This window comes from Streptomyces sp. DSM 106670 (assembly GCF_055792845.1).
In genome coordinates this window covers 6,831,854-6,850,280 of sequence record NZ_CM147704.1, presented here as the reverse complement: position 1 = coordinate 6,850,280, position 18,427 = coordinate 6,831,854, and the positions used below count along the sequence as shown (strand labels likewise).

Here is an 18,427-nt window from a genome sequence, read left to right as displayed (position 1 = left end):
ATCCTGATCGCTCGTGACTCCGGCGCTGCTATTCGTAACGACGGGGGTCCGCGATCGAAACTCTTCCGGGAGCGGTTTTCCGGAGAACCGCCCGAATGCCGCAATGCCCGGCACAGCAGCGGGCCCGAGCCGCTCGGTGGAGGAACTCCGAGGGCCCGGGCCCGGGTATTTCAGCCGTATCAGCCGTTGTTGGCGCCGTTGCCCGACAGGATCGGGATGTCGTCCAGGATGTGCGACAGAGCCTCGTCACCCTTGGCCTGGGTGGAGTTCTCGGTGCACTGCTGGTTCTGCGGCGAGGACAGGACGTTGATGTCCTGGACCGAGACCGGCACCAGGCCGACGAGCGAACCGGCGTTGGCCTTGAGCGGCAGACCGACGCAGGGCTTGTTGAGCGAGCCCTGGACCAGGCCGAACTGCGGGCTCCAGTCGCCGTGGGTCTCGGCGTTGCCGAAGGACTGCGAGGCGCCGTTGCCGTTGACCGAGGTCGTGCCTCCGTCGTTGCCGATCGCCATGGCCTGCGTCGCGCCGAGACCGAGGATGGAGGCGGCGACAGCGCCCGTAGCCAGAACCTTCTTGATCACGATGAACCCTTCTCGTACCGATTGCCCCGCGGCGGAGCTCCCTGGTCAACTCGCGACCCGGCGTTTGGTTCCGCCCATTCACCCGAATGCCGGACAAGGAGCGACGCCCCATTCTCTGTTCGTACGACCGTCCGTTCGTGAAGAAATTGCGCACGCCCGTCCCGACACTCTTCGCCCGAACGGGTGGGCGATGATCGACGGCCCTGACGCCGCGACGCATCCGGGGTGAGCATTTCCCCGGGGTCAACACCAGCAGACTGCACCCCAGTTGAGGGCGAATCGTTTTTCTCGCTCTGCGCACCGGGATGCGCGGGATCGACAGACACCACCCGTTCGGGTGATTACACAATTTCCACGCAATTCCAAGTTTCCCGTACGGACCCACATCGTTATGGCAATCGTCCAGCGCGCACGTCTTCATCACTTTCACCATGGCTTCCCGCGCGATCCGGCTGTCCAGCGGCTCCCGCCCGATGGCTGCCCGTCCGCGCGCGAAGCACCCACGCGATGTCCTCGCGAATGTCCTAAGGAAGGGCAAGTAATGCGACAGGTCTTGAACAAAAGCATGATCGTCATGGCGGCCGCATCGGGCCTCCTGGCAGCGGTGGGCGGCACCGCGCACGCCGACGCGTCGGCCGAGGGGGCGGCCGTCGGTTCGCCGGGGGTCGGTTCGGGCAACGCCGTGCAGGTGCCGGTGCACGTCCCGGTCAATGTGTGCGGCAACACCGTCAACGTCATCGCTCTGCTGAACCCGGCCTTCGGCAACAAGTGCGTGAACGCCGACGGCCCGAAGCACGAACACCCGCCGGTCAAGCCCCCGGTGGACGAGCCGCCCGTGGACGAGCCCCCGGTCGACGAGCCGCCGGTCGACGAGCCCCCGGTCGACGAGCCGCCCGTGGACGAGCCGCCGGTCGATGAGCCCCCCGTCGACGAGCCCCCCGTCGACGAGCCGCCGGTCGACGAGCCCCCGGTCGACGAGCCGCCCGTGGACCAGCCCCCGGTCGACGAGCCGCCGGTGGACCAGCCGCCCGTGGACCAGCCGCCGACCGACACCCCCGGTACCGACACCCCCGGCTCGGACACGCCCGGGTCCAACACCCCCGGGTCCAACACCCCGGACGCGCACCTGGCCGACACCGGTGCCGCCGACCTCGGCCTGGCGGCCGGCGCGAGCGCCGCGCTGCTGCTCGGCGGTGCGGTGCTGATGCGCCGTACGCGCAACGCGCGGGACTGACGAAGCTCCCGCGGAAGAACGAGGTCCGGCCGGACAGCGGGGACTGTCCGGCCGGACCTTCTGTGTGCGCGGCGGCCGGTTCGCCCGGGGCTCCGGGCGCGGTGATGGAACGATGGCCCGGGGCACCGCGCGCCGCGCGGAAAGCCGGGAGCGAGCAGGACGACGGGAAGGGCCGGGGACGTGGCGACCGCGTTACGTATCGGGGTGATCGGCGGCAGTATCGCGGGGTGCGCGGCGGCCGTCGCGGGCCGGCGGGCCGGGGCGGAGGTCACCGTGTACGAGCGGAGCGGAGCCGAGCTGCAGGACCGGGGGTTCGGCATCGTGATCCCGCCGCCGCTCCACGCGGAGCTGGTCGGGTCCGGGTATCTGGACGCGGCGATGCCGACGGCCCCGGTGGGCACGCGGGTCTGGCTGACCCGGGAGCCCGGCGGCCGGTCGGCGCGGGAGCTGGCCCGGCAGTCCTCCCCCGTGACCCCGTGCAACTGGGGTCTTCTGTGGCGGTCGTTGCGCGCGAGCGCCGGAAGCGTGCGCTATCTCCGGGGGCAGCAGGTGGCCTCGGTCGGCCCGGGCGGATCCGGCGGGGCGGTGATCACCACCGCGCGGGGCGAGGAACCGTACGACATGGTCGTGGGCGCCGACGGGCACGCGTCCGCCACCCGGCAGCTCCTCGCCCCGGGGCTGCGGCCGCGGCCCGCCCCCTACCTGGTCTGGCGCGGCGCGATCCCGCTCGACGCGCTGTCCGGGCATCCCCGGGAGCTGGAGCTGTTGCGCGACGCGTGGGTGACCCTGGGGTACCCCGGCGGGCACGGCATCTTCTATCTGATCCCGGGCGGCCCGCAGGACGGTGACGGAAGCGGTGGTGCGGGCAACCGGCTGCTGGCGTACGCCATTTACGGCTGTCCTCCCGAGGGGGCCGAGCCGTGGCCGTATGTGCACGAGCTGGCACAGGAGCACTTCCCCGCCGCGTGGGCGGAGATCGTCGCGCGGGGCGGGCGGCGGGCGGCGGTCTGCCACCCGGTCGCCGATGTGCAGGCGCCCCGGGTCGCCCGCTCGCCGCTGCTGCTGGCCGGGGACGCGGCCGGGGTGACCAGGCCGCACACCGCCACCGGCGCGGTCAAGGCCCTCCAGGACGCCCTGTGCCTGGAGCGGGTGCTCCGGGAGGGGCCGGACCTCGCCACCGCGCTGGAGCGGTACGCGGACGAACGCACGGCGGCGGGCGCGCACTTCGTGGAGCTGGGCCGTCGGATGGGGCGCGCCCTGGTCGAGGAGACCCCGGACTGGCCGGCGATAGGGCAGGACGAGGTGGACGTCTGGTTCCGCGGGGTGCTGGCCGGGGCGCGGCACTACTTCTACGAGGAGACCGCCGTCGTCCCGTGAGGCGGCGGCCCGACTGCCTTCAGTCCGCGATGCGTTCGAAGACCGCGGCGAGGCCCTGGCCGCCGCCGATGCACATCGTCTCCAGGCCGTACCGCGCCTCGCGGCGGTGGAGTTCGCGGGTGAGGGTGGCGAGGATGCGGGCTCCGGTGGCGCCGACCGGGTGGCCCAGCGAGATGCCCGAGCCGTTGACGTTGATGCGCTGCTCGTGGTCCTTCTCGCCGAGGCCCAACTCCCTTGTGCAGGCCAGCACCTGGGCGGCGAACGCCTCGTTCAGCTCGATCAGGTCGAGGTCGGCGAGGGTGAGTCCGGCCCGGTCGAGGGCGGTGCGGGTGGCGGCGACGGGGGCGATGCCCATCGCCGCGGCGGGCACCCCGGCGCGGGCGAAGGAGACGAGCCGGACGAGCGGGGTGAGGCCGAGGCGTTCGGCGGTTTCGGCGCTGGTGACCAGGCAGGCGGCGGCCGCGTCGTTCTGGCCGCTGGCGTTGCCCGCGGTGACGGTGGCGTCCGGGTCGGACTTCGCCATCACCGGCCGGAGGGCGGCGAGTTGTTCGGCGGTGGTGTCGGGGCGGGGGTGTTCGTCGGCGGTGACGGTGCTCTCGCCCCTGCGGGTGCGTACGGTGACGGGGACGGTCTCCGCGTCGTAGCGGCCCTCGGCGACGGCGCGGGCGGCGCGCGCCTGCGAGCGCAGGGCCAGGGCGTCCTGGTCGGCGCGGCCGATGCCGTACTCCCGGCGCAGGTTCTCCGCCGTCTCGATCATGCCGCCGGGGACCGGGTGGTTGACGCCTCCGGCGGTGACGCGGCCCCGGGCGAGGGCGTCGTGGAGCTGGAGGCCGGGGCCCTTGATGCCCCAGCGTCCGTCGTGGGTGTAGTAGGGGGCGGCGCTCATCACGTCGACGCCGCCCGCGATCACCACTTCGCTGAACCCGGCCCGGATCTGCATCGCCGCGTCCAGCACCGCCTGGAGCCCGGAGCCGCAGCGGCGGTCGATCTGGGTGCCGGTGACCGTGCTGGGCAGTCCGGCGTCCAGGGCGGCGACCCGGCCGATGGCGGGGGCCTCGCTGGTCGGGTAGGCGTGGCCGAGAATCACCTCGTCGACCCGGTCGGGGTCGATGCCGGTACGGGTGACGATCTCCGCGATGACGCGTGCGGCCAGCGCGGCCGGGGTCTGCTGGGCGAAGGCCCCGCCGAACCGGCCGATGGGGGTGCGCAGGGGTTCGCAGATGACGACGTCGAGCGGCACGGCGGAGCCTTTCCTTCAGGGCGACGGGCGGGGCGCGGGTGGCGGAGTGCGCGGAGCGGCGGGTGCTGAGGTGACCTTCGCATCCGGTGACTGAGCCGGTCCAATACCGGATGTGTCCCCCATCGAGAGGCCCGGCGTCTCAATCGGTTCGCCGCGTGGTCCGCGTACGGGGGTAGGCAGGGCGTCCTGGGCGACGGCGAGCACGGCGCGCAGGGCGGCGGATGGGTTGTCGGCCCGCCAGGCCAGGGCCGCCTGGCGGCGGATGGGCGGTCCGGCGAGGGGCCGGTAGGTGAGTCCGCTCTGCTGGATGTGGCGTACGGAGGTGACCGTGAGGGTGACGCCGACCCCGGCGGCGACGAGCGCCATGATCGTGTACGAGTCGGGGGCCTCCTGGACGACGCGCGGGGTGAATCCGGCGCTCTCGCAGGCCTCGGTCATGGCGTCGCGCACGGTGGAGCCGGTGTTGGCGGGGAAGGAGACGAACGGCTCGTCCGCCAGCTCGGCGAGCGGCACCGCCGCGTGCCGGGCAAGCGGATGGTCGAAGGGCAGGGCGCACAGCAGCTCCTCCTCGTCGATCACCCGGTGGGCCACTCCGGGCCGGGTCACCGGCAGCCGGACGAAGCCGAGGTCGAGCGAGCCGTCGGCGACCCGGGACAGCGCGACGTTGGCGTACGTCTGGCCGGTCATGACCAGTTCCAGCCCGGGGTGTGCGGCGCGGACGGCGCGGGTGAGGCGGGGCAGCGTCTCGTGACTGGAGGCGCCGGCGAAGCCGATGGTCACCCGGCCGTACTCGCCCCGGCCCGCCGAGCGGGCGGCCCGGACGGCGGTGTCGAGGTCGTCGAGGACGGTCCGTACGGGATCGAGGAAGGTCTCCCCCGCGCCGGTGAGCCGGACGGAGCGGGTGTTGCGGCGGAAGAGCTGGACGCCGAGCTCCTTCTCCAGCTGCCGGATCTGCTGGCTCAGGGGCGGCTGTGCCATCTGGAGGCGTTTGGCGGCCCGGCCGAAGTGCAGCTCCTCGGCCACGGCGAGGAAGGCCTTCAGGTGGCGCAGTTCCATACGGGTGCCCGCTCGGCTCTCTTCCGGTGAGTGAGACCTGGTGCCTCTCAATGCGAGCCTAATTCGGTATTGGACACCGATCAATGGCCCCTGGCACGGTGGTGCGACCTGTACACCGACGTCGGGGAGCGCTGTGGAACGGACGGCCGGCAAGGTCGTGTCGATGCGGGAGGCCGTCGCGCGCTTCGTGCACGACGGGGAGACCGTGAGCCTGGAAGGGTTCACCCATCTCATCCCGACCGCCGCGGGCCACGAGATCATCCGGCAGGGCCGGCGCGGGCTCACCGTCGTACGGATGACGGCGGACATCGTGGTGGACCAGATGCTGGCGGCCGGGTGTGTGACGCGGCTGGTCTCGTCCTTCGTGGGCAACTCATCCGCCGGTTCGCTCGGTGAGCTGCGGCGGCGGATCGAGCGGGCCGATCCGGAGCCGCTGGCGTTCGAGGAGTACAGCCACTACGGCATGGTGTGCCGGTATCTCGCCGGTGCGCAGCGGCTGCCGTTCCATCCGCTGCGCTCGTACGGCGGCAGCGACCTGCCCTCGGTCAACCCGGGCATCCGCAAGGTGACGTCGCCCTATCCCGGGCCGGACGGGAGCGCACCCGAGGAGATCTACGTGGTGCCGCCGGTCAACCCGGACGTGACGTTCGTCCACGCGCAGCGTGCCGACCGACGGGGCAACACCCAGATCTGGGGGCTGACCGGGGTCCAGGCCGAGGCGGTGTTCGCGGCGGAGCGGGCGGTCGTGGTGGTGGAGGAGCTGGTCGCGGACGAGGTGATCCGTTCGGACCCGAACCGCACACTGATCCCGGCGCACGCGGTCGACGCGGTGGTGGTCTGCCCGCGCGGGGCGCACCCCTCGTTCGCGCAGGGCTACTACGACCGGGACAACGCCTTCTACCGGGCCTGGTCCGCGATCAGCGCGGACCCGGTGCGGCTGCGGGAGTGGCTGGAGGAATGGGTGTACGGAACGGCCGACCACGCGGCGTACGTGGCGAAGCTGGGCGAGGAGTACTGGGCGGGGCTCGCGGTCGGCGAGGCGCTGAGCGAGCCGGTGGACTACGGGCGGCGGCTGTGAGCGGCCGGCCCACGGAGCCCGGGGAGCCCGCGGAGTCCAGGGAGCCTGCGGAGTCCAGGGAGCCTGCGGAGTCCGGGGAGCCCGCGGAGTCCACGCGGTCCGTCACCTCCTCGGAGCTGCTGTCCGTCGTCGCCTCGCGTGAACTGGCCGGGCGCCGCACGGTGTTCGCGGGCATCGGGCTGCCGACGCTGGCGGCCGAGCTGGCGCGGCTGACGGTCGCGCCGGACATCGAGGTGGTGTACGAGTCCGGGGTCTGCGGGGCGCACCCCTCCCATCTGCCGGAGACCATCGCGGACGCCGTCCTGATCACGGGCGCCGAGGCGGTGGTGTCCATGCCGACGCTGTTCGGCTCGGTCCTCCAGGGCGGGCACATCGACGTGGGCTTCCTGGGGGCCGCGCAGATCGACCGGTGGGGCAGCCTCAACACCTCGGTCATCGGGGACTGGGACCGCCCGTCGGTGCGGCTGCCGGGTTCCGGGGGCGCGGTCGAGGTGATGGCGAACGCCCGGGAGGTGTTCGTGGTGATGCGCCGCCACACGCCGCGCTCCTTCGCCGGGGAACTGGACTTCTGCACCACGCCGGGTCCGGAACGGGCGCTGGCGGACGGGATCCGTCCGCTGGGCATCGGCGTCACCCGGGTCGTGACCGAGCTGGGCGTCCTCGCCCGGGAGGGCGTCGGCGACGAACTGCGGCTGGTCGCCGTGCATCCCGGGGTCACCGTGGAGCAGGTCCGGGCCGCGACCGGCTGGGACCTGGCGGTGGCCGACACGGTCGCGACGACGGACCCGCCCACCCCGGCGGAGCTGCTGCTCCTGCGCGACGCTGTCGACCCGGGCCGGGTCTACCTCCGTTGAAGAACCGTGTACTCCACCGCGGGTACCTCCACCGAAAGGGCTCTCACCGCCATGCGTATCAGGATCGTCGGAGCCGGGGCCATGGGCCGCGGCATCGCCCAGTGGGCGGCGAGCGCCGGACACACCGTCGAGCTCGGGGACGTACGGCCCGAGGCGGTGACGGAGGCGCTGGGCTTCGTCGCCTCGATGCTGGACCGGGCGGTGGCCAAGGGCCGGATGTCCGCCGCCGACCGGGACGGAGCCGTGGCCCGGCTGGTGCCGCTCGCCGAGCCGTGGGCGGCGGGTCCGGAGGTGGAGCTGGTGATCGAGGCCGTACGGGAGGATCTGGGGACCAAGGCGGAGGTGTTCGGGAGGCTGGAGCGGGCGCTGCCCGCCTCCGCGGTCTTCGCGACCAACACCTCCTCCCTGTCGGTGACCCGGATCGCGGCGACGCTCCAGGACCCCTCGCGCCTGGCCGGGCTGCACTTCTTCAACCCGGTGCCGCTGATGCGGATCGTGGAGGTGGTGCCGGGCGCGGCGACCCGCCCGGAGATCCCGGCGCTGCTGACGGGGCTGGTGGAGGGCTGCGGGCACCGGGCGGTGACCGTCGCCGACACCCCCGGATTCCTGGTGAACCACGCCGGGCGCGGGCTGGTGACCGAGGCGCTGGCGCTGCTGGAGGAGTCGGTGGCGGACCCGGCGGAGATCGACCGGATCGGCCGGGACGTGCTGGGGCTGCGGATGGGCCCGTTCGAGCTGATGGATCTGACCGGTCTCGATGTGACGGCCGCGGTGATCGACTCGATCTGGCAGGGCTTCCGGTACGAGGACCGGCTGCGCCCGTCCTTCCTGACCCCGAACCGGGTGGTGGCGGGGCTGCACGGCCGTAAGACGGGCCGGGGCTGGTACGCGTACGGCGACGGGGCGGCCGGCCCGGCACCGGAGAGCGCGGTCACCGGGGACGCGGACCGCCCGGTGTTCCTGGCGCCGGGCGGGCGGCCGGAGACCGCCGCGTACGAGGAGGCCCTGGCCGGTGCGCTGGAGGCGGCGGGGGCCCGGCTGGAGCGGGGTGCGGGACCGTCGGCGGAGGCGGTGGTGCTGGTGCCGGTCTGGGGGACGGCGGTGTCGGCGGCGGTCGCGGCGGGCGGGCTGCCCCGGGAGCGTACGTTCGGCGTCGAGGTGCTGCCGGCGGCGGGGCGGCGGCGGGTCCTCGCGGTGACGGCGGCCGGTGATCCGGCGGCCGCCCGGGACGCGCGGGCGGTGCTGGCGCGGGCCGCGGAGGGCGATGAGCCGTACGCGGTGTCGGTGGTGCGGGACACCGCGGGCTCGGTCGCGCAGCGGCTGCTGTCCTCGGTCGTCGCGGTCGGCTGTTCGATCGCGGAGCGCTCGCTCGCCGCGCCCGCCGACATCGATCTGGCGGTGACCACGGGGCTCGGCTATCCGGCCGGGCCGCTGGCCTGGGGCGAGCGGGTCGGGACCACGGCGCTGCTGGAGCTGCAGCGGTCGCTGCACGCGACGACGGGCGACCCGCGCCACCGGCCGACGCGGTGGATCACCGAGCGGGCCGCCCTGGGCCTCGCGCTGACCGATCCGGGGACCTCGCCGGCCGACTGCCTGGGGTGAACCCGCCGGTTCGGGTGACCGATTCGTACAAGACGGCCGCGATGCCGCGTGCCTACGGTCGGGGCATGACTCCACGACTCGACGCGATCAGCATCATCACGGCGGACCTGGCGGCCTCGCTCGCCTTCTACCGCAGGCTCGGCCTCGACATCCCCGACGGGGCGGAGTCCGCGCCCCATGTCGAGGTGACCCTGCCGGGCGGGCAGCGGCTGCTGTGGGACACGGAGGAGGTCATCGCCTCGTTCGATCCCGACTGGAAGCGCCCGGCGGGCGGCGGTGAGCGGGTCGCTCTGGCCTTCGTCTGCGACAGCCCGCAGGAGGTGGACGCGCTGTACGCGGAGCTGACCGGGGCCGGGTACACCGGGCATCTGAAGCCGTGGGACGCGGTGTGGGGGCAGCGCTACGCGGTCGTGCTGGACCCGGACGGCTGCGGGGTCTCGCTGTTCGCCGCGGCCGACGCCTCGTAGCGCCCGAAGTGGGCCCCGAGGGTCGTGCCGGCCAGGTCGCGCATCTCGCGGGCCAGGGGGCGCGGGGCGGACCAGGGTCGGTCAGGCCGCGGCGTCTGGTGCGGTGCATCGCAAGGCGCTGGAAGGCCCTCATCGCGGAGCGATTCGGGCGTTTCGGCAACGCCGCGAGGTGCCGTACCAGGCGTCGTGGACCCGGCCCTGGTCCGCCCCGCGCCCCCTGGATGCGCCTGGTCGGTGCAGCCCGCGCGGTACGCGGCCTCGGCGTAGGGCAGGCCGGTGTGGATCAGGGCCAGGGCGCGTTGGAGCCGGAGGATCCGGGCCAGCGTTTTGGGGCCGTAGCCGAAGGCGGCGAGTGAGCGGCGGTGCAGCTGGCGGGGGCCGAGGCCGGTCTCGGCGGCTGTCGAAGCGACGGAGCCGCCGCGCCGCAGCCGGTCGGCGACGGCCGCCGTGAGCGGGTCCGGGGGGGCCGGTGTCGGCGGCCCGGCCCAGGGCGAAGTCCTCCAGGGCGGTGGCGGGGTCGGCGGCCCGGTCGATCCGGCCGGTGAGTTCCCGGACGGTGGTGCGGGGCCAGAGGTCGGCGAGTTCGACCCGTTGGTCGCGCAGCTCGTACGCCGGTACGCCGAGCAGGACGGGGGCGGTGCCGGGTCCGAACCGGATCGCCGCGCAGGAGCCGCGGTCACGGGGGTCGACCGGGAAGGCGTGGGTGTCGGGCCCGGCGACGATGAGGCGTCCGGCGGTCCAGATCAGGTCCATGCAGCCGTCGGGCAGGACGGACCGGGCGGCCTGTCGCGGGCCGGGCGGAACGTCCAGCGTCCAGACGACGGCCCCGTCCAGCCGGGAGGGCCGCTCCCGGTAGCGCGGGTGTTCCTGGTCGCGCTGGTCTTCCCGGGCCATGCCTCCACGCTAGCGCGAGGGCGGGCCCTCGGCTTCCCCGGCGTCTTTAACGTGCCTGGGCTCCTGCGGGTCCTTGGGTTCCTTCTCCCGGGTCGCGTGCAGCCGGGACTTCACGTCGTCGGGCGGCAGGAAGCGGGACCAGCGCTCGGGGAACTCGGAGGGCATGTACGCCGGGCCGCCGTCTTCTTCGTCGTCGTCCTCGTCGTCGTCCGCGGCCTCGTAGCCGGCCGAGCGGGTCCGGGCGACGAACTCGGCGGCCTGCGCGGCCCGGACGCGCTCGGTGGCCTCGCGGGCGGCGGCCGTGGCGAGCGAGGGCCACACCCGGTCGATGGCCGCGTTGACCGCGGCGCCGACCAGGACCGCGAAGGCGGAGATGCCGATCCACAGCAGGACGGCGATGGGCGCGGCCAAGGAGCCGTAGATGGTCGGGCCTTCGACCGTGTTGGTCAGATAGATACGCAGCAGGAAGCTGCCGAGGACCCACATGCCGAGCGCCACCAGCGCCCCGGGCACATCCTCGATCCAGGGCGAACGCACCGGCACGGACACGTGGTAGAGCGTCGTGAGGAACGCGACGGTCAGCAGCATCACCAGCGGCCAGTACAGGACGGCTATGACCTCGGTGCCCCAGGGCACGAACTCGACCACCCGGTCCGGGCCGACGACCAGCAGCGGCAGCACCACCGCGCCGAGCAGCAGGGCGACGACGTACAGCAGGAAGGCCAGCAGCCGGGTCTTGACGATGCCGCGGTGGCCGTCGAGTCCGTACATGACGGTGATGGTGTCGATGAAGACGTTCACCGCGCGGGAGCCCGACCACAGGGCGATGGCGAAGCCGATGGAGATGACGTCGGGGCGGGCCCCGGTCGTGACGTCGGCGAGCAGCGGTTTGGCGAAGTCGTTGACCCCGCGTTCGGACAGCACCGTCTGCGCTGCGGAGAGGATGTTGCGCTCGATGGAGGCGACCGTGGTGGTGGTCGTCCACTCGTCGACGTAACCGAGCAGTCCGATCAGGCCGAGCAGCAGCGGGGGCAACGAGAGCAGGGTGAAGAACGCCGCCTCCGCCGCGAGCCCCAGAATGCGGTACTCGATGCACGAGTTGACGGTGTCCTTGAGCAAGTGCCACGCCATCCGCCTCTTGGAGACGTTGCGGTAGAGCACTCGCGCCCGGTGGAGCCGGCCCGGTGGCCGCTCGGGTGTTTCATTTGCTGCCTGCACGTCCTTACCGTATCGGCATGGCAGCCACCACCCACACCGTGACCAATCAGGTTCCGCCGCTGGTCGGCTATGACGTCTTCGCCGCCGACCGGGCGCTGTCCGAGGCCGTCGAGCGTCATGTCGAGCCCGGTGTCCGGCCCGTGGCACGGAAGGAGCTCGGGGAGCTCGGCCGGTCCGCGGGCTCCGCCCAGGCGCGGGAGTGGGGTGCGCAGGCGAACGCGTATCCGCCCGTCCTGCGCACCCATGACCGTTATGGGCATCGCATCGACGAAGTGGAGTTCCATCCGTCCTGGCACCGGCTGCTGGGACACGCGGTGGAGGCCGGGCTGACGGATGCCTGGGGGCGTCCGGCCGGTCATGTCCGGCGTGCGGCGGGGTTCCTGGTCTGGACGCAGGCCGAGGCGGGGCACGGCTGCCCGCTGTCGATGACGCACGCGGCGGTGCCCGCGCTGCGGACCGATCCGGCGCTGGCCGCCGAGTGGGAGCCGCTGCTGACCTCGCACGTGTACGAGGAGGGGCTGCGGCCCGCCGGGCAGAAGAGCGGGGTGCTCTTCGGGATGGGCATGACGGAGAAGCAGGGCGGCACGGACGTGCGGTCCACCACTACGCGGGCGGAGCCGGCCGGCGGCACGGGCGAGTATCTGCTCACCGGGCACAAGTGGTTCTGTTCGGCGCCGATGTCGGACGGCTTTCTGGTGCTGGCGCAGGCGCCGGGCGGACTGAGCTGCTTCCTGGTGCCGCGCGTCCTGCCCGACGGTACGCGCAACGTCTTCGCGCTCCAGCGGCTCAAGGACAAGCTCGGCAACCGGTCCAACGCCTCCGCCGAGGTGGAGTTCGACGGGACGTGGGCCCGCCGGGTCGGTGAGGAGGGGCGCGGGGTGCGCACCATCATCGAGATGGTGGCGGCCACCCGGCTCGACTGTGTGGTGGGTTCGGCGGCGCTGATGCGGCAGGCGGTGGCGCAGGCGATCCATCACAGCGCGCACCGCGCCGTGTTCGGCGGGCCGCTGATCGACAAGCCGCTGATGCGCAACGTCCTGGCGGATCTGGCGCTGGAGTCGGAGGCGGCGACGGTGCTGGCGATGCGGCTGGCCGCGGCGTACGACGCGGACACCGAGGAGGAGCGGGCCTTCCTGCGGCTCGCGGTGCCCGCCGCGAAGTACTGGGTCACCAAGCGCTGTACGGCGGTGGTGGGCGAGGCGCTGGAGTGCCTGGGCGGGAACGGGTACGTGGAGGAGTCCGGGATGCCCCGGCTGTTGCGCGAGGCGCCGCTCAACTCGATCTGGGAGGGCTCGGGCAACGTACAGGCGCTGGACGTGCTGCGGGCGTTGCAGCGGGAGCCGCGGGCGCTGGACGCGTTCCTGCGGGAGGTGGGGAAGGCGCGCGGGGCCGATCACCGGCTGGACGCGGCGATCAAGGACCTGCTGACGGAGCTGGCGGATCTGGAGGGCATCGAGGCGCGGGCGCGGCGGCTGGTGGAGCGGATCGCGCTGGTGCTCCAGGGTTCGCTGCTGGTGCGCTGGGCGCCGCCGGAGGTGTCCGACGCGTTCTGCGCCTCGCGGTTGGGCCGGGACCGGGGCGCGGGGTTCGGGACGCTGCCGCACACGCTGGATCTGGCCTCGGTGGTGACACGGGCCCGGCCGGTCGTCGACTAGCAACCGCGCGGCGGAAAAGCGACGGAGGGTGGTGCTGCGCCGACACGGCACCACCCTCCATGCTTCTGCAACACCGGGCGACCGGGACAGGCCCGGCGCACAGTGTTCTGCCAGTCTTGTACGGACCCGCAGGACATCGCCAGAGTTGCAAAGGGTTGCAACCATTGTGTGGACTGATCGGCGGCTCCGGGCCGTTGGGCGGCAGGATGGGCCGGGCCGGGGGTCGGGAAGCGTTCGGGGGGAACGGTGACCATGACGGAGACAGGTTCTGTGGGGGTGGTGCGGGTGACGGGCCAGGGGGCGGGCCGCCAGGCGACCCGGCTGCTCCACCGGGCGCGGGAGGCCCGGCTGGCGGGCGAGCGGTCCGCGGTCGCGCCCCGGGCGGAGATCGACGCCTCCTGGGACCGGGTGGTGCGCAGCGGTATCGATCCCGACCAGTCGCCGGAGAGCCGGCTGCTGGAGGCGGACGAGATCGAGCACCGGCGTCGCAGTACGGCGCTCGGTGAGCTGATGCCGTTACTGCGGGCGGGGCTGGCCTCGATAGCGGACGCCGCGCAGCAGATCATGGTGGTGACCGACACCGAGGGCCGGGTGCTGTGGCGGCAGGGCAACACCGGGGTGCTGCGCCGGGCGCACGACATCTGTCTGGAGGAGGGGGCCGCCTGGGCCGAGGCGGCGACCGGGACGAACGCGATCGGGACGGCGCTGGCCGCCCGGATACCCATCCAGGTCCACTCGGCCGAGCACTTCATCCGGGCGCTGCACGGCTGGACCTGTGCGGCGGCCCCGGTCCGGGACCCGCGCGACGGCCGGCTGATCGGGATCGTGGACATCAGCGGACCGGCGTCCACCTTCCATCCGGCGACGCTGGCCCTGGTCGACTCGGTGGCCCGGCTCGCCGAGGGCGAGATCCGTACCCGTCATCTGATGGAGATCGAGCGGCTGCGGGCGGTGGCCGCGCCGATCCTGTGCCGGGTCGGCGGTCGGGCGCTGGCGGTGGATGTGCACGGGCGGCTGGCGGCGGTGACGGGCATGGCCCCGGTGGACCGGCTGCCGCTGCCGAAGTCGCTGCGGCCGGGTCCGGTGTGGCTGCCCTCGCTCGGCATGTGCCAGGTGGAGCCGCTGCCGGGCGGCTGGCTGGTGCAGGTGGACGACGGCGGGGAGCGGGGTGCGCCGCGCCGGGTGGTGCTGGATCTGAGCCGGCCCCGGGCGCTCGCGGTGCATCTGACCGGGCCGCTGGGGAACCGCACCGAGCGGCTCTCGCCGCGTCACGCGGAGCTGCTGTACGCGCTGGCGGTGCACCGGCAGGGGCGGACGGCCTCGGAGCTGGCGCGGGACATCTTCGGGGACGCGACCCGGACGGTGACGGTCCGGGCCGAGGTCTCCCGGCTGCGGCGTCATCTGGCGGAGGTGCTGGCCCACCGCCCGTACCGGTTCGGCGACGGGGTCGAGGTGGAGGTGGTCCACCCGGAGCACGGCGCGGATCTGCTGCCGCACTCGATGGCGCCGGTGGTGGCGGAGGCCCGCAGGGCGGCGCGGGCCACCTGAGCCGGGGGCCGCTGTGCGGGGGCGGGCCGGGGCATGGTTTTCTGGCCGTCATGAGCGACATCCCGCAGCCCGCAGCGCCGACCACCGAGGTGACCGTCTGGTCACTGGAGCAGACCTCGCCCGCCGATCTGCGTCCGGCGCGCGAGCCGGAGGGCGATGTGCGCATCGTCCGGTCCGAGGTTCCGCTGCCGGAGTTCAGCCGCTTCCTCTACTCCGCGGTGGGCGGCGACATCCGGTGGACCGACCGGCTGAGCCTGACGTACGCCCAGTGGCAGGAGGTCCTGGAGCGGCCCGGGTCGGAGACCTGGGTGGCGTACGAGAACGGGACGCCGGCCGGGTACGTGGAGCTGGACGCGCAGGACGACGGCGTGGTCGAGATCATGTACTTCGGGCTGATCCCGGCGTTCCGGGGGCGGGGAATCGGCGGCCACCTCCTCAGCTACGGGGTGGCGCGCGCCTGGGACCTGGCGGAGCGCCGGCCGGAGCGTCCGGCGACGAAGCGGGTGTGGCTGCACACCTGCTCGAAGGACGGCCCGCACGCGATGGACAACTACCTGCGGCGCGGCTTCCGGCTCTTCGACACCAAGACCGAGGTGGAGCCCGAGGTGGCGACGCCCGGTCCGTGGCCCGGGGCGTACGCCTCCTGATCGTCGGTGTTTCCGGGGGCGGTGGAACGGCCGCCCCCTTCGGCGATCCACGTGCGGGCGATTTGTCGCCCTTGTCGAGCCCGTACTCCGTGATGAGCACCACAACGTCTCATTCTTCGAGACCCAGTCGTCCACATGGCGGATAGTGGTGGACTGCCCCGAGATGCGCGTGACACGCTTCCGTCATGTCTGGAACTGGAATTGCCTTGGTGAGTCGACGCCACGTCGACCTCGGCCGCATGTCCAGCGCCATCTGTCCGGCGAGCTGAGAGACCCAGCACCGCCGCACCTCTCTTACCTCTGAACCGCCCTGCGCACCGCCGCGCCTCAGCGCGAGTGTGCCGCTCAGAGCCGCCCTCCCGCAGTCCCGAAGGACGTATTGCCATGGCCGCTACCCCGGAACAGCCTGCGACCGCCACGCCCCGCCGCAAGGCCGGACGGCACCGTGGTGAAGGTCAGTGGGCCGTGGGCCACCACACGCCCCTCAATGGGAACGAGCAGTTCAAGAAGGACGACGACGGTCTCAACGTACGGACACGTATTGAGACGATCTACTCCAAGCGCGGTTTCGACTCCATCGACCCCAACGACCTGCGCGGACGTATGCGCTGGTGGGGGCTGTACACCCAGCGCAAGCCCGGCATCGACGGCGGCAAGACGGCCGTGCTGGAGCCGGAGGAGCTGGACGACAAGTACTTCATGCTGCGCGTCCGGATCGACGGCGGCCGGCTGACCACGCGGCAGCTGCGGGTGATCGGAGAGATCTCCCAGGAGTTCGCGCGCGGCACCGCCGACCTCACCGACCGGCAGAACGTGCAGTACCACTGGATCCGGATCGAGGACGTGCCGGAGATCTGGCGGCGGCTCGAAGAGGTGGGCCTCTCCACCACCGAGGCCTGCGGTGACACGCCCCGCGTGATCCTCGGCTCCCCCGTCGCGGGCATCGCCGAGAACGAGATCATCGACGGCACGCCCGCCATCGACGAGATCCAGCGCCGGTTCATCGGCAACCCCGACTTCTCCAACCTGCCCCGCAAGTTCAAGTCGGCGGTCTCCGGCTCCCCGCACCTGGACGTGGCGCACGAGATCAACGACATCGCCTTCGTCGGCGTGAACCACCCGGAGCACGGCCCCGGCTTCGACCTCTGGGTCGGCGGCGGCCTCTCCACCAACCCCAAGCTCGGCGTCCGGCTCGGCGCCTGGGTGCCGCTGGACGAGGTGGCCGACGTGTACGGCGGGGTCATCGGGATCTTCCGCGACTACGGCTACCGGCGGCTGCGCACCCGCGCCCGGCTGAAGTTCCTGGTCGCCGACTGGGGACCGGAGAAGTTCCGCCAGATCCTGGAGGACGAGTACCTGAAGCGGAAGCTGGTCGACGGGCCCGCGCCCGAGCAGCCCGCCCAGACCTGGCGCGACCACCTCGGGGTGCACCGGCAGAAGGACGGCCGCTTCTACGTCGGCTTCGCCGCGCGGGTGGGCCGGGTCGACGGCTCCACGCTCACCAAGATCGCCGAGGTCGCCGAGGAGCACGGCTCCGGCCGGGTGCGGACCACAGCCGAGCAGAAGATGATCGTGCTGGACGTGGCCGAGGAGCAGGTGGAGTCCCTGGTCGCCGGTCTGGAGGCGCTGGACCTCAAGGTCACGCCGTCCCCGTTCCGGCGCGGCACGATGGCCTGCACCGGCATCGAGTTCTGCAAGCTGGCGATCGTCGAGACGAAGGCGCGCGGCGCCTCCCTCATCGACGAACTGGAGCGCCGCATCCCGGAGTTCGACGAGCCGATCACCATCAACATCAACGGCTGCCCGAACGCCTGCGCCCGTATCCAGGTCGCGGACATCGGTCTCAAGGGCCAGCTGATGCTGGACGGCGACGGCAACCAGGTCGAGGGCTATCAGGTGCACCTCGGCGGGGCGCTCGGCCTGGAGGCCGGATTCGGCCGCAAGGTCCGTGGCCTGAAGGTCACGTCGGCCGAACTGCCGGACTACGTCGAGCGGGTGCTCGGCCGCTTCCAGGAGGAGCGCGAGGACGGCGAGCGCTTCGCGACCTGGGCGGCGCGCGCCAGTGCGGAGTCGCTGTCATGAGCGAGCGAGCCGCCCCGTTCTACTGCCCGTACTGCGGCGACGAGGACCTGCGCCCCAACGAGACCGGTCACGGCGCCTGGGAATGTGCTTCCTGCAACCGTGCGTTCCAGCTGAAGTTCCTGGGTCTGCTGACCCGGGGCGTTCAGCGCAACGACGGTGAAGGGGACCGGATATGACGGACACTCTGCTAAGCGGAGAGCTGACCGACGAGGAGCTCCGGGAGCTGGCCGAGCGGGCCGGACGGGAGCTGGAGGACGCCTCCGCCACCGAGATCCTGAAGTGGGCCACCGACACCTTCGGGCCGCGCTTCTGCGTCACCTCCTCGATGGAGGACGCCGTGGTCGCGCACCTGGCCTCCCGGGTGCTGCCGGGCGTGGACGTGGTCTTCCTGGACACCGGCTACCACTTCCCGGAGACCATCGGCACCCGGGACGCGGTGGACGCGGTGATGGACGTCAACGTCATCACGATCACCCCCCGGCAGACGGTCGCCGAGCAGGACGCGGAGCACGGCGAGAAGCTGCACGACCGCGACCCGGACCTGTGCTGCGCGCTGCGCAAGGTCAAGCCGTTGGAGGACGGCCTGACCGCGTACGCCGCGTGGGCGACGGGGCTGCGCCGCGACGAGTCCCCGACCCGGGCCAACACCCCGGTCGTGGGCTGGGACGCCAAGCGCCGCAAGGTGAAGGTCTCCCCCATCGCCCGCTGGACCCAGGACGACGTGGACGCCTACGTCGCCGAGCACGGGGTGCTCACCAACCCGCTGCTGATGGACGGCTACGCCTCCGTCGGCTGCGCGCCCTGCACCCGCCGGGTGCTGGAGGGCGAGGACGCACGGGCCGGCCGCTGGGCCGGACGGGGCAAGACCGAATGCGGGCTGCACGGCTGATGACG

The 18,427-nt window shown here is 72.8% G+C and carries 17 protein-coding genes and 1 pseudogene; 13 read left to right on the top strand and 5 right to left on the bottom strand.

Translation table 11 applies throughout. The features are described from left to right. Window positions 1-179: 179 nt before the first annotated feature. Window positions 180-581: a rodlin gene (locus ACSMXR_RS30325; protein ID WP_137230694.1), complete on the bottom strand. Its 402-nt coding sequence runs from the start codon at window positions 579-581 to the stop codon at window positions 180-182. Between the two features lie 541 nt (window positions 582-1,122). On the opposite strand from ACSMXR_RS30325, the gene ACSMXR_RS30320 reads away from it, so the two are divergent. Both ACSMXR_RS30320 and ACSMXR_RS30315 read left to right on the top strand, forming a co-directional pair. Next, window positions 1,123-1,815, top strand: a complete 693-nt coding sequence (locus ACSMXR_RS30320; RefSeq protein WP_218524281.1) for a chaplin — start codon at window positions 1,123-1,125, stop codon at window positions 1,813-1,815. A 180-nt stretch (window positions 1,816-1,995) separates the two neighbouring features. After that, a complete protein-coding gene (locus ACSMXR_RS30315; RefSeq protein ID WP_473170339.1) occupies window positions 1,996-3,192 on the top strand; it encodes a Rossmann-fold NAD(P)-binding domain-containing protein in 1,197 nt (398 codons plus the stop codon). A gap of 19 nt (window positions 3,193-3,211) precedes the next feature. On the opposite strand, the gene ACSMXR_RS30310 is transcribed toward ACSMXR_RS30315, so the two are convergent. Continuing rightward, complete coding sequence (locus tag ACSMXR_RS30310; RefSeq protein WP_473170338.1) at window positions 3,212-4,432, bottom strand: acetyl-CoA C-acetyltransferase; 1,221 nt, start codon at window positions 4,430-4,432, stop codon at window positions 3,212-3,214. 15 nt (window positions 4,433-4,447) lie between these two features. Next, entirely contained in the window at window positions 4,448-5,488 is a 1,041-nt protein-coding gene (locus tag ACSMXR_RS30305) for a LysR substrate-binding domain-containing protein (RefSeq protein WP_240805839.1), read from the bottom strand. A gap of 133 nt (window positions 5,489-5,621) precedes the next feature. Here ACSMXR_RS30305 and ACSMXR_RS30300 point away from each other — a divergent pair, with 133 nt between their 5' ends. From ACSMXR_RS30300 to ACSMXR_RS30285, 4 genes are all read left to right on the top strand, one after another. Next, window positions 5,622-6,566, top strand: a complete 945-nt coding sequence (locus ACSMXR_RS30300; protein ID WP_473170337.1) for a CoA transferase subunit A — start codon at window positions 5,622-5,624, stop codon at window positions 6,564-6,566. Between the two features lie 116 nt (window positions 6,567-6,682). Continuing rightward, window positions 6,683-7,420 (top strand): CoA-transferase subunit beta, encoded by a 738-nt coding sequence (locus tag ACSMXR_RS30295; protein WP_137230782.1) that lies wholly within the window; start codon window positions 6,683-6,685, stop codon window positions 7,418-7,420. Between the two features lie 51 nt (window positions 7,421-7,471). Continuing rightward, window positions 7,472-9,022: a 3-hydroxyacyl-CoA dehydrogenase gene (locus tag ACSMXR_RS30290; protein WP_473170336.1), complete on the top strand. Its 1,551-nt coding sequence runs from the start codon at window positions 7,472-7,474 to the stop codon at window positions 9,020-9,022. A gap of 65 nt (window positions 9,023-9,087) precedes the next feature. Next, window positions 9,088-9,489, top strand: coding sequence for a VOC family protein (locus ACSMXR_RS30285; protein WP_137230687.1), 402 nt, complete (start codon window positions 9,088-9,090; stop codon window positions 9,487-9,489). 221 nt (window positions 9,490-9,710) lie between these two features. Here ACSMXR_RS30285 and ACSMXR_RS30280 read toward each other — a convergent pair. Beyond that, a pseudogene (locus ACSMXR_RS30280) lies at window positions 9,711-10,383 on the bottom strand (DUF6597 domain-containing transcriptional factor); the annotation flags it as partial. 9 nt (window positions 10,384-10,392) lie between these two features. Next, window positions 10,393-11,544, bottom strand: coding sequence for a YihY/virulence factor BrkB family protein (locus ACSMXR_RS30275; RefSeq protein WP_473172463.1), 1,152 nt, complete (start codon window positions 11,542-11,544; stop codon window positions 10,393-10,395). 74 nt (window positions 11,545-11,618) lie between these two features. On the opposite strand from ACSMXR_RS30275, the gene ACSMXR_RS30270 reads away from it, so the two are divergent. The 7 genes from ACSMXR_RS30270 to ACSMXR_RS30240 all read left to right on the top strand — a co-directional run bounded on the left by ACSMXR_RS30270 (window position 11,619) and on the right by ACSMXR_RS30240 (window position 18,422). Next, window positions 11,619-13,256: an acyl-CoA dehydrogenase family protein gene (locus ACSMXR_RS30270; protein ID WP_381909304.1), complete on the top strand. Its 1,638-nt coding sequence runs from the start codon at window positions 11,619-11,621 to the stop codon at window positions 13,254-13,256. A gap of 252 nt (window positions 13,257-13,508) precedes the next feature. After that, the gene (locus tag ACSMXR_RS30265) at window positions 13,509-14,804 is read left to right on the top strand and encodes a GAF domain-containing protein (RefSeq protein WP_137230683.1); all 1,296 of its coding nucleotides are present in this window, start codon (window positions 13,509-13,511) and stop codon (window positions 14,802-14,804) included. Window positions 14,805-14,854: 50 nt separating this feature from the next. Beyond that, entirely contained in the window at window positions 14,855-15,451 is a 597-nt protein-coding gene (locus tag ACSMXR_RS30260; RefSeq protein ID WP_137230681.1) for a GNAT family N-acetyltransferase, read from the top strand. Window positions 15,452-15,636: 185 nt separating this feature from the next. Then, a complete protein-coding gene (locus tag ACSMXR_RS30255; RefSeq protein ID WP_309486338.1) occupies window positions 15,637-15,720 on the top strand; it encodes a putative leader peptide in 84 nt (27 codons plus the stop codon). A gap of 115 nt (window positions 15,721-15,835) precedes the next feature. Further along, a complete protein-coding gene (locus tag ACSMXR_RS30250) occupies window positions 15,836-17,533 on the top strand; it encodes a nitrite/sulfite reductase (RefSeq protein ID WP_364882563.1) in 1,698 nt (565 codons plus the stop codon). Continuing rightward, window positions 17,530-17,709, top strand: coding sequence for a hypothetical protein (locus ACSMXR_RS30245; protein WP_007449013.1), 180 nt, complete (start codon window positions 17,530-17,532; stop codon window positions 17,707-17,709). The genes ACSMXR_RS30250 and ACSMXR_RS30245 overlap by 4 nt, the downstream gene beginning before the upstream one ends. Further along, the gene (locus ACSMXR_RS30240; protein ID WP_218524291.1) at window positions 17,706-18,422 is read left to right on the top strand and encodes a phosphoadenylyl-sulfate reductase; all 717 of its coding nucleotides are present in this window, start codon (window positions 17,706-17,708) and stop codon (window positions 18,420-18,422) included. Before ACSMXR_RS30245 ends, ACSMXR_RS30240 begins: the two co-directional genes overlap by 4 nt. The last annotated feature ends 5 nt before the right edge of the window (window positions 18,423-18,427 follow it).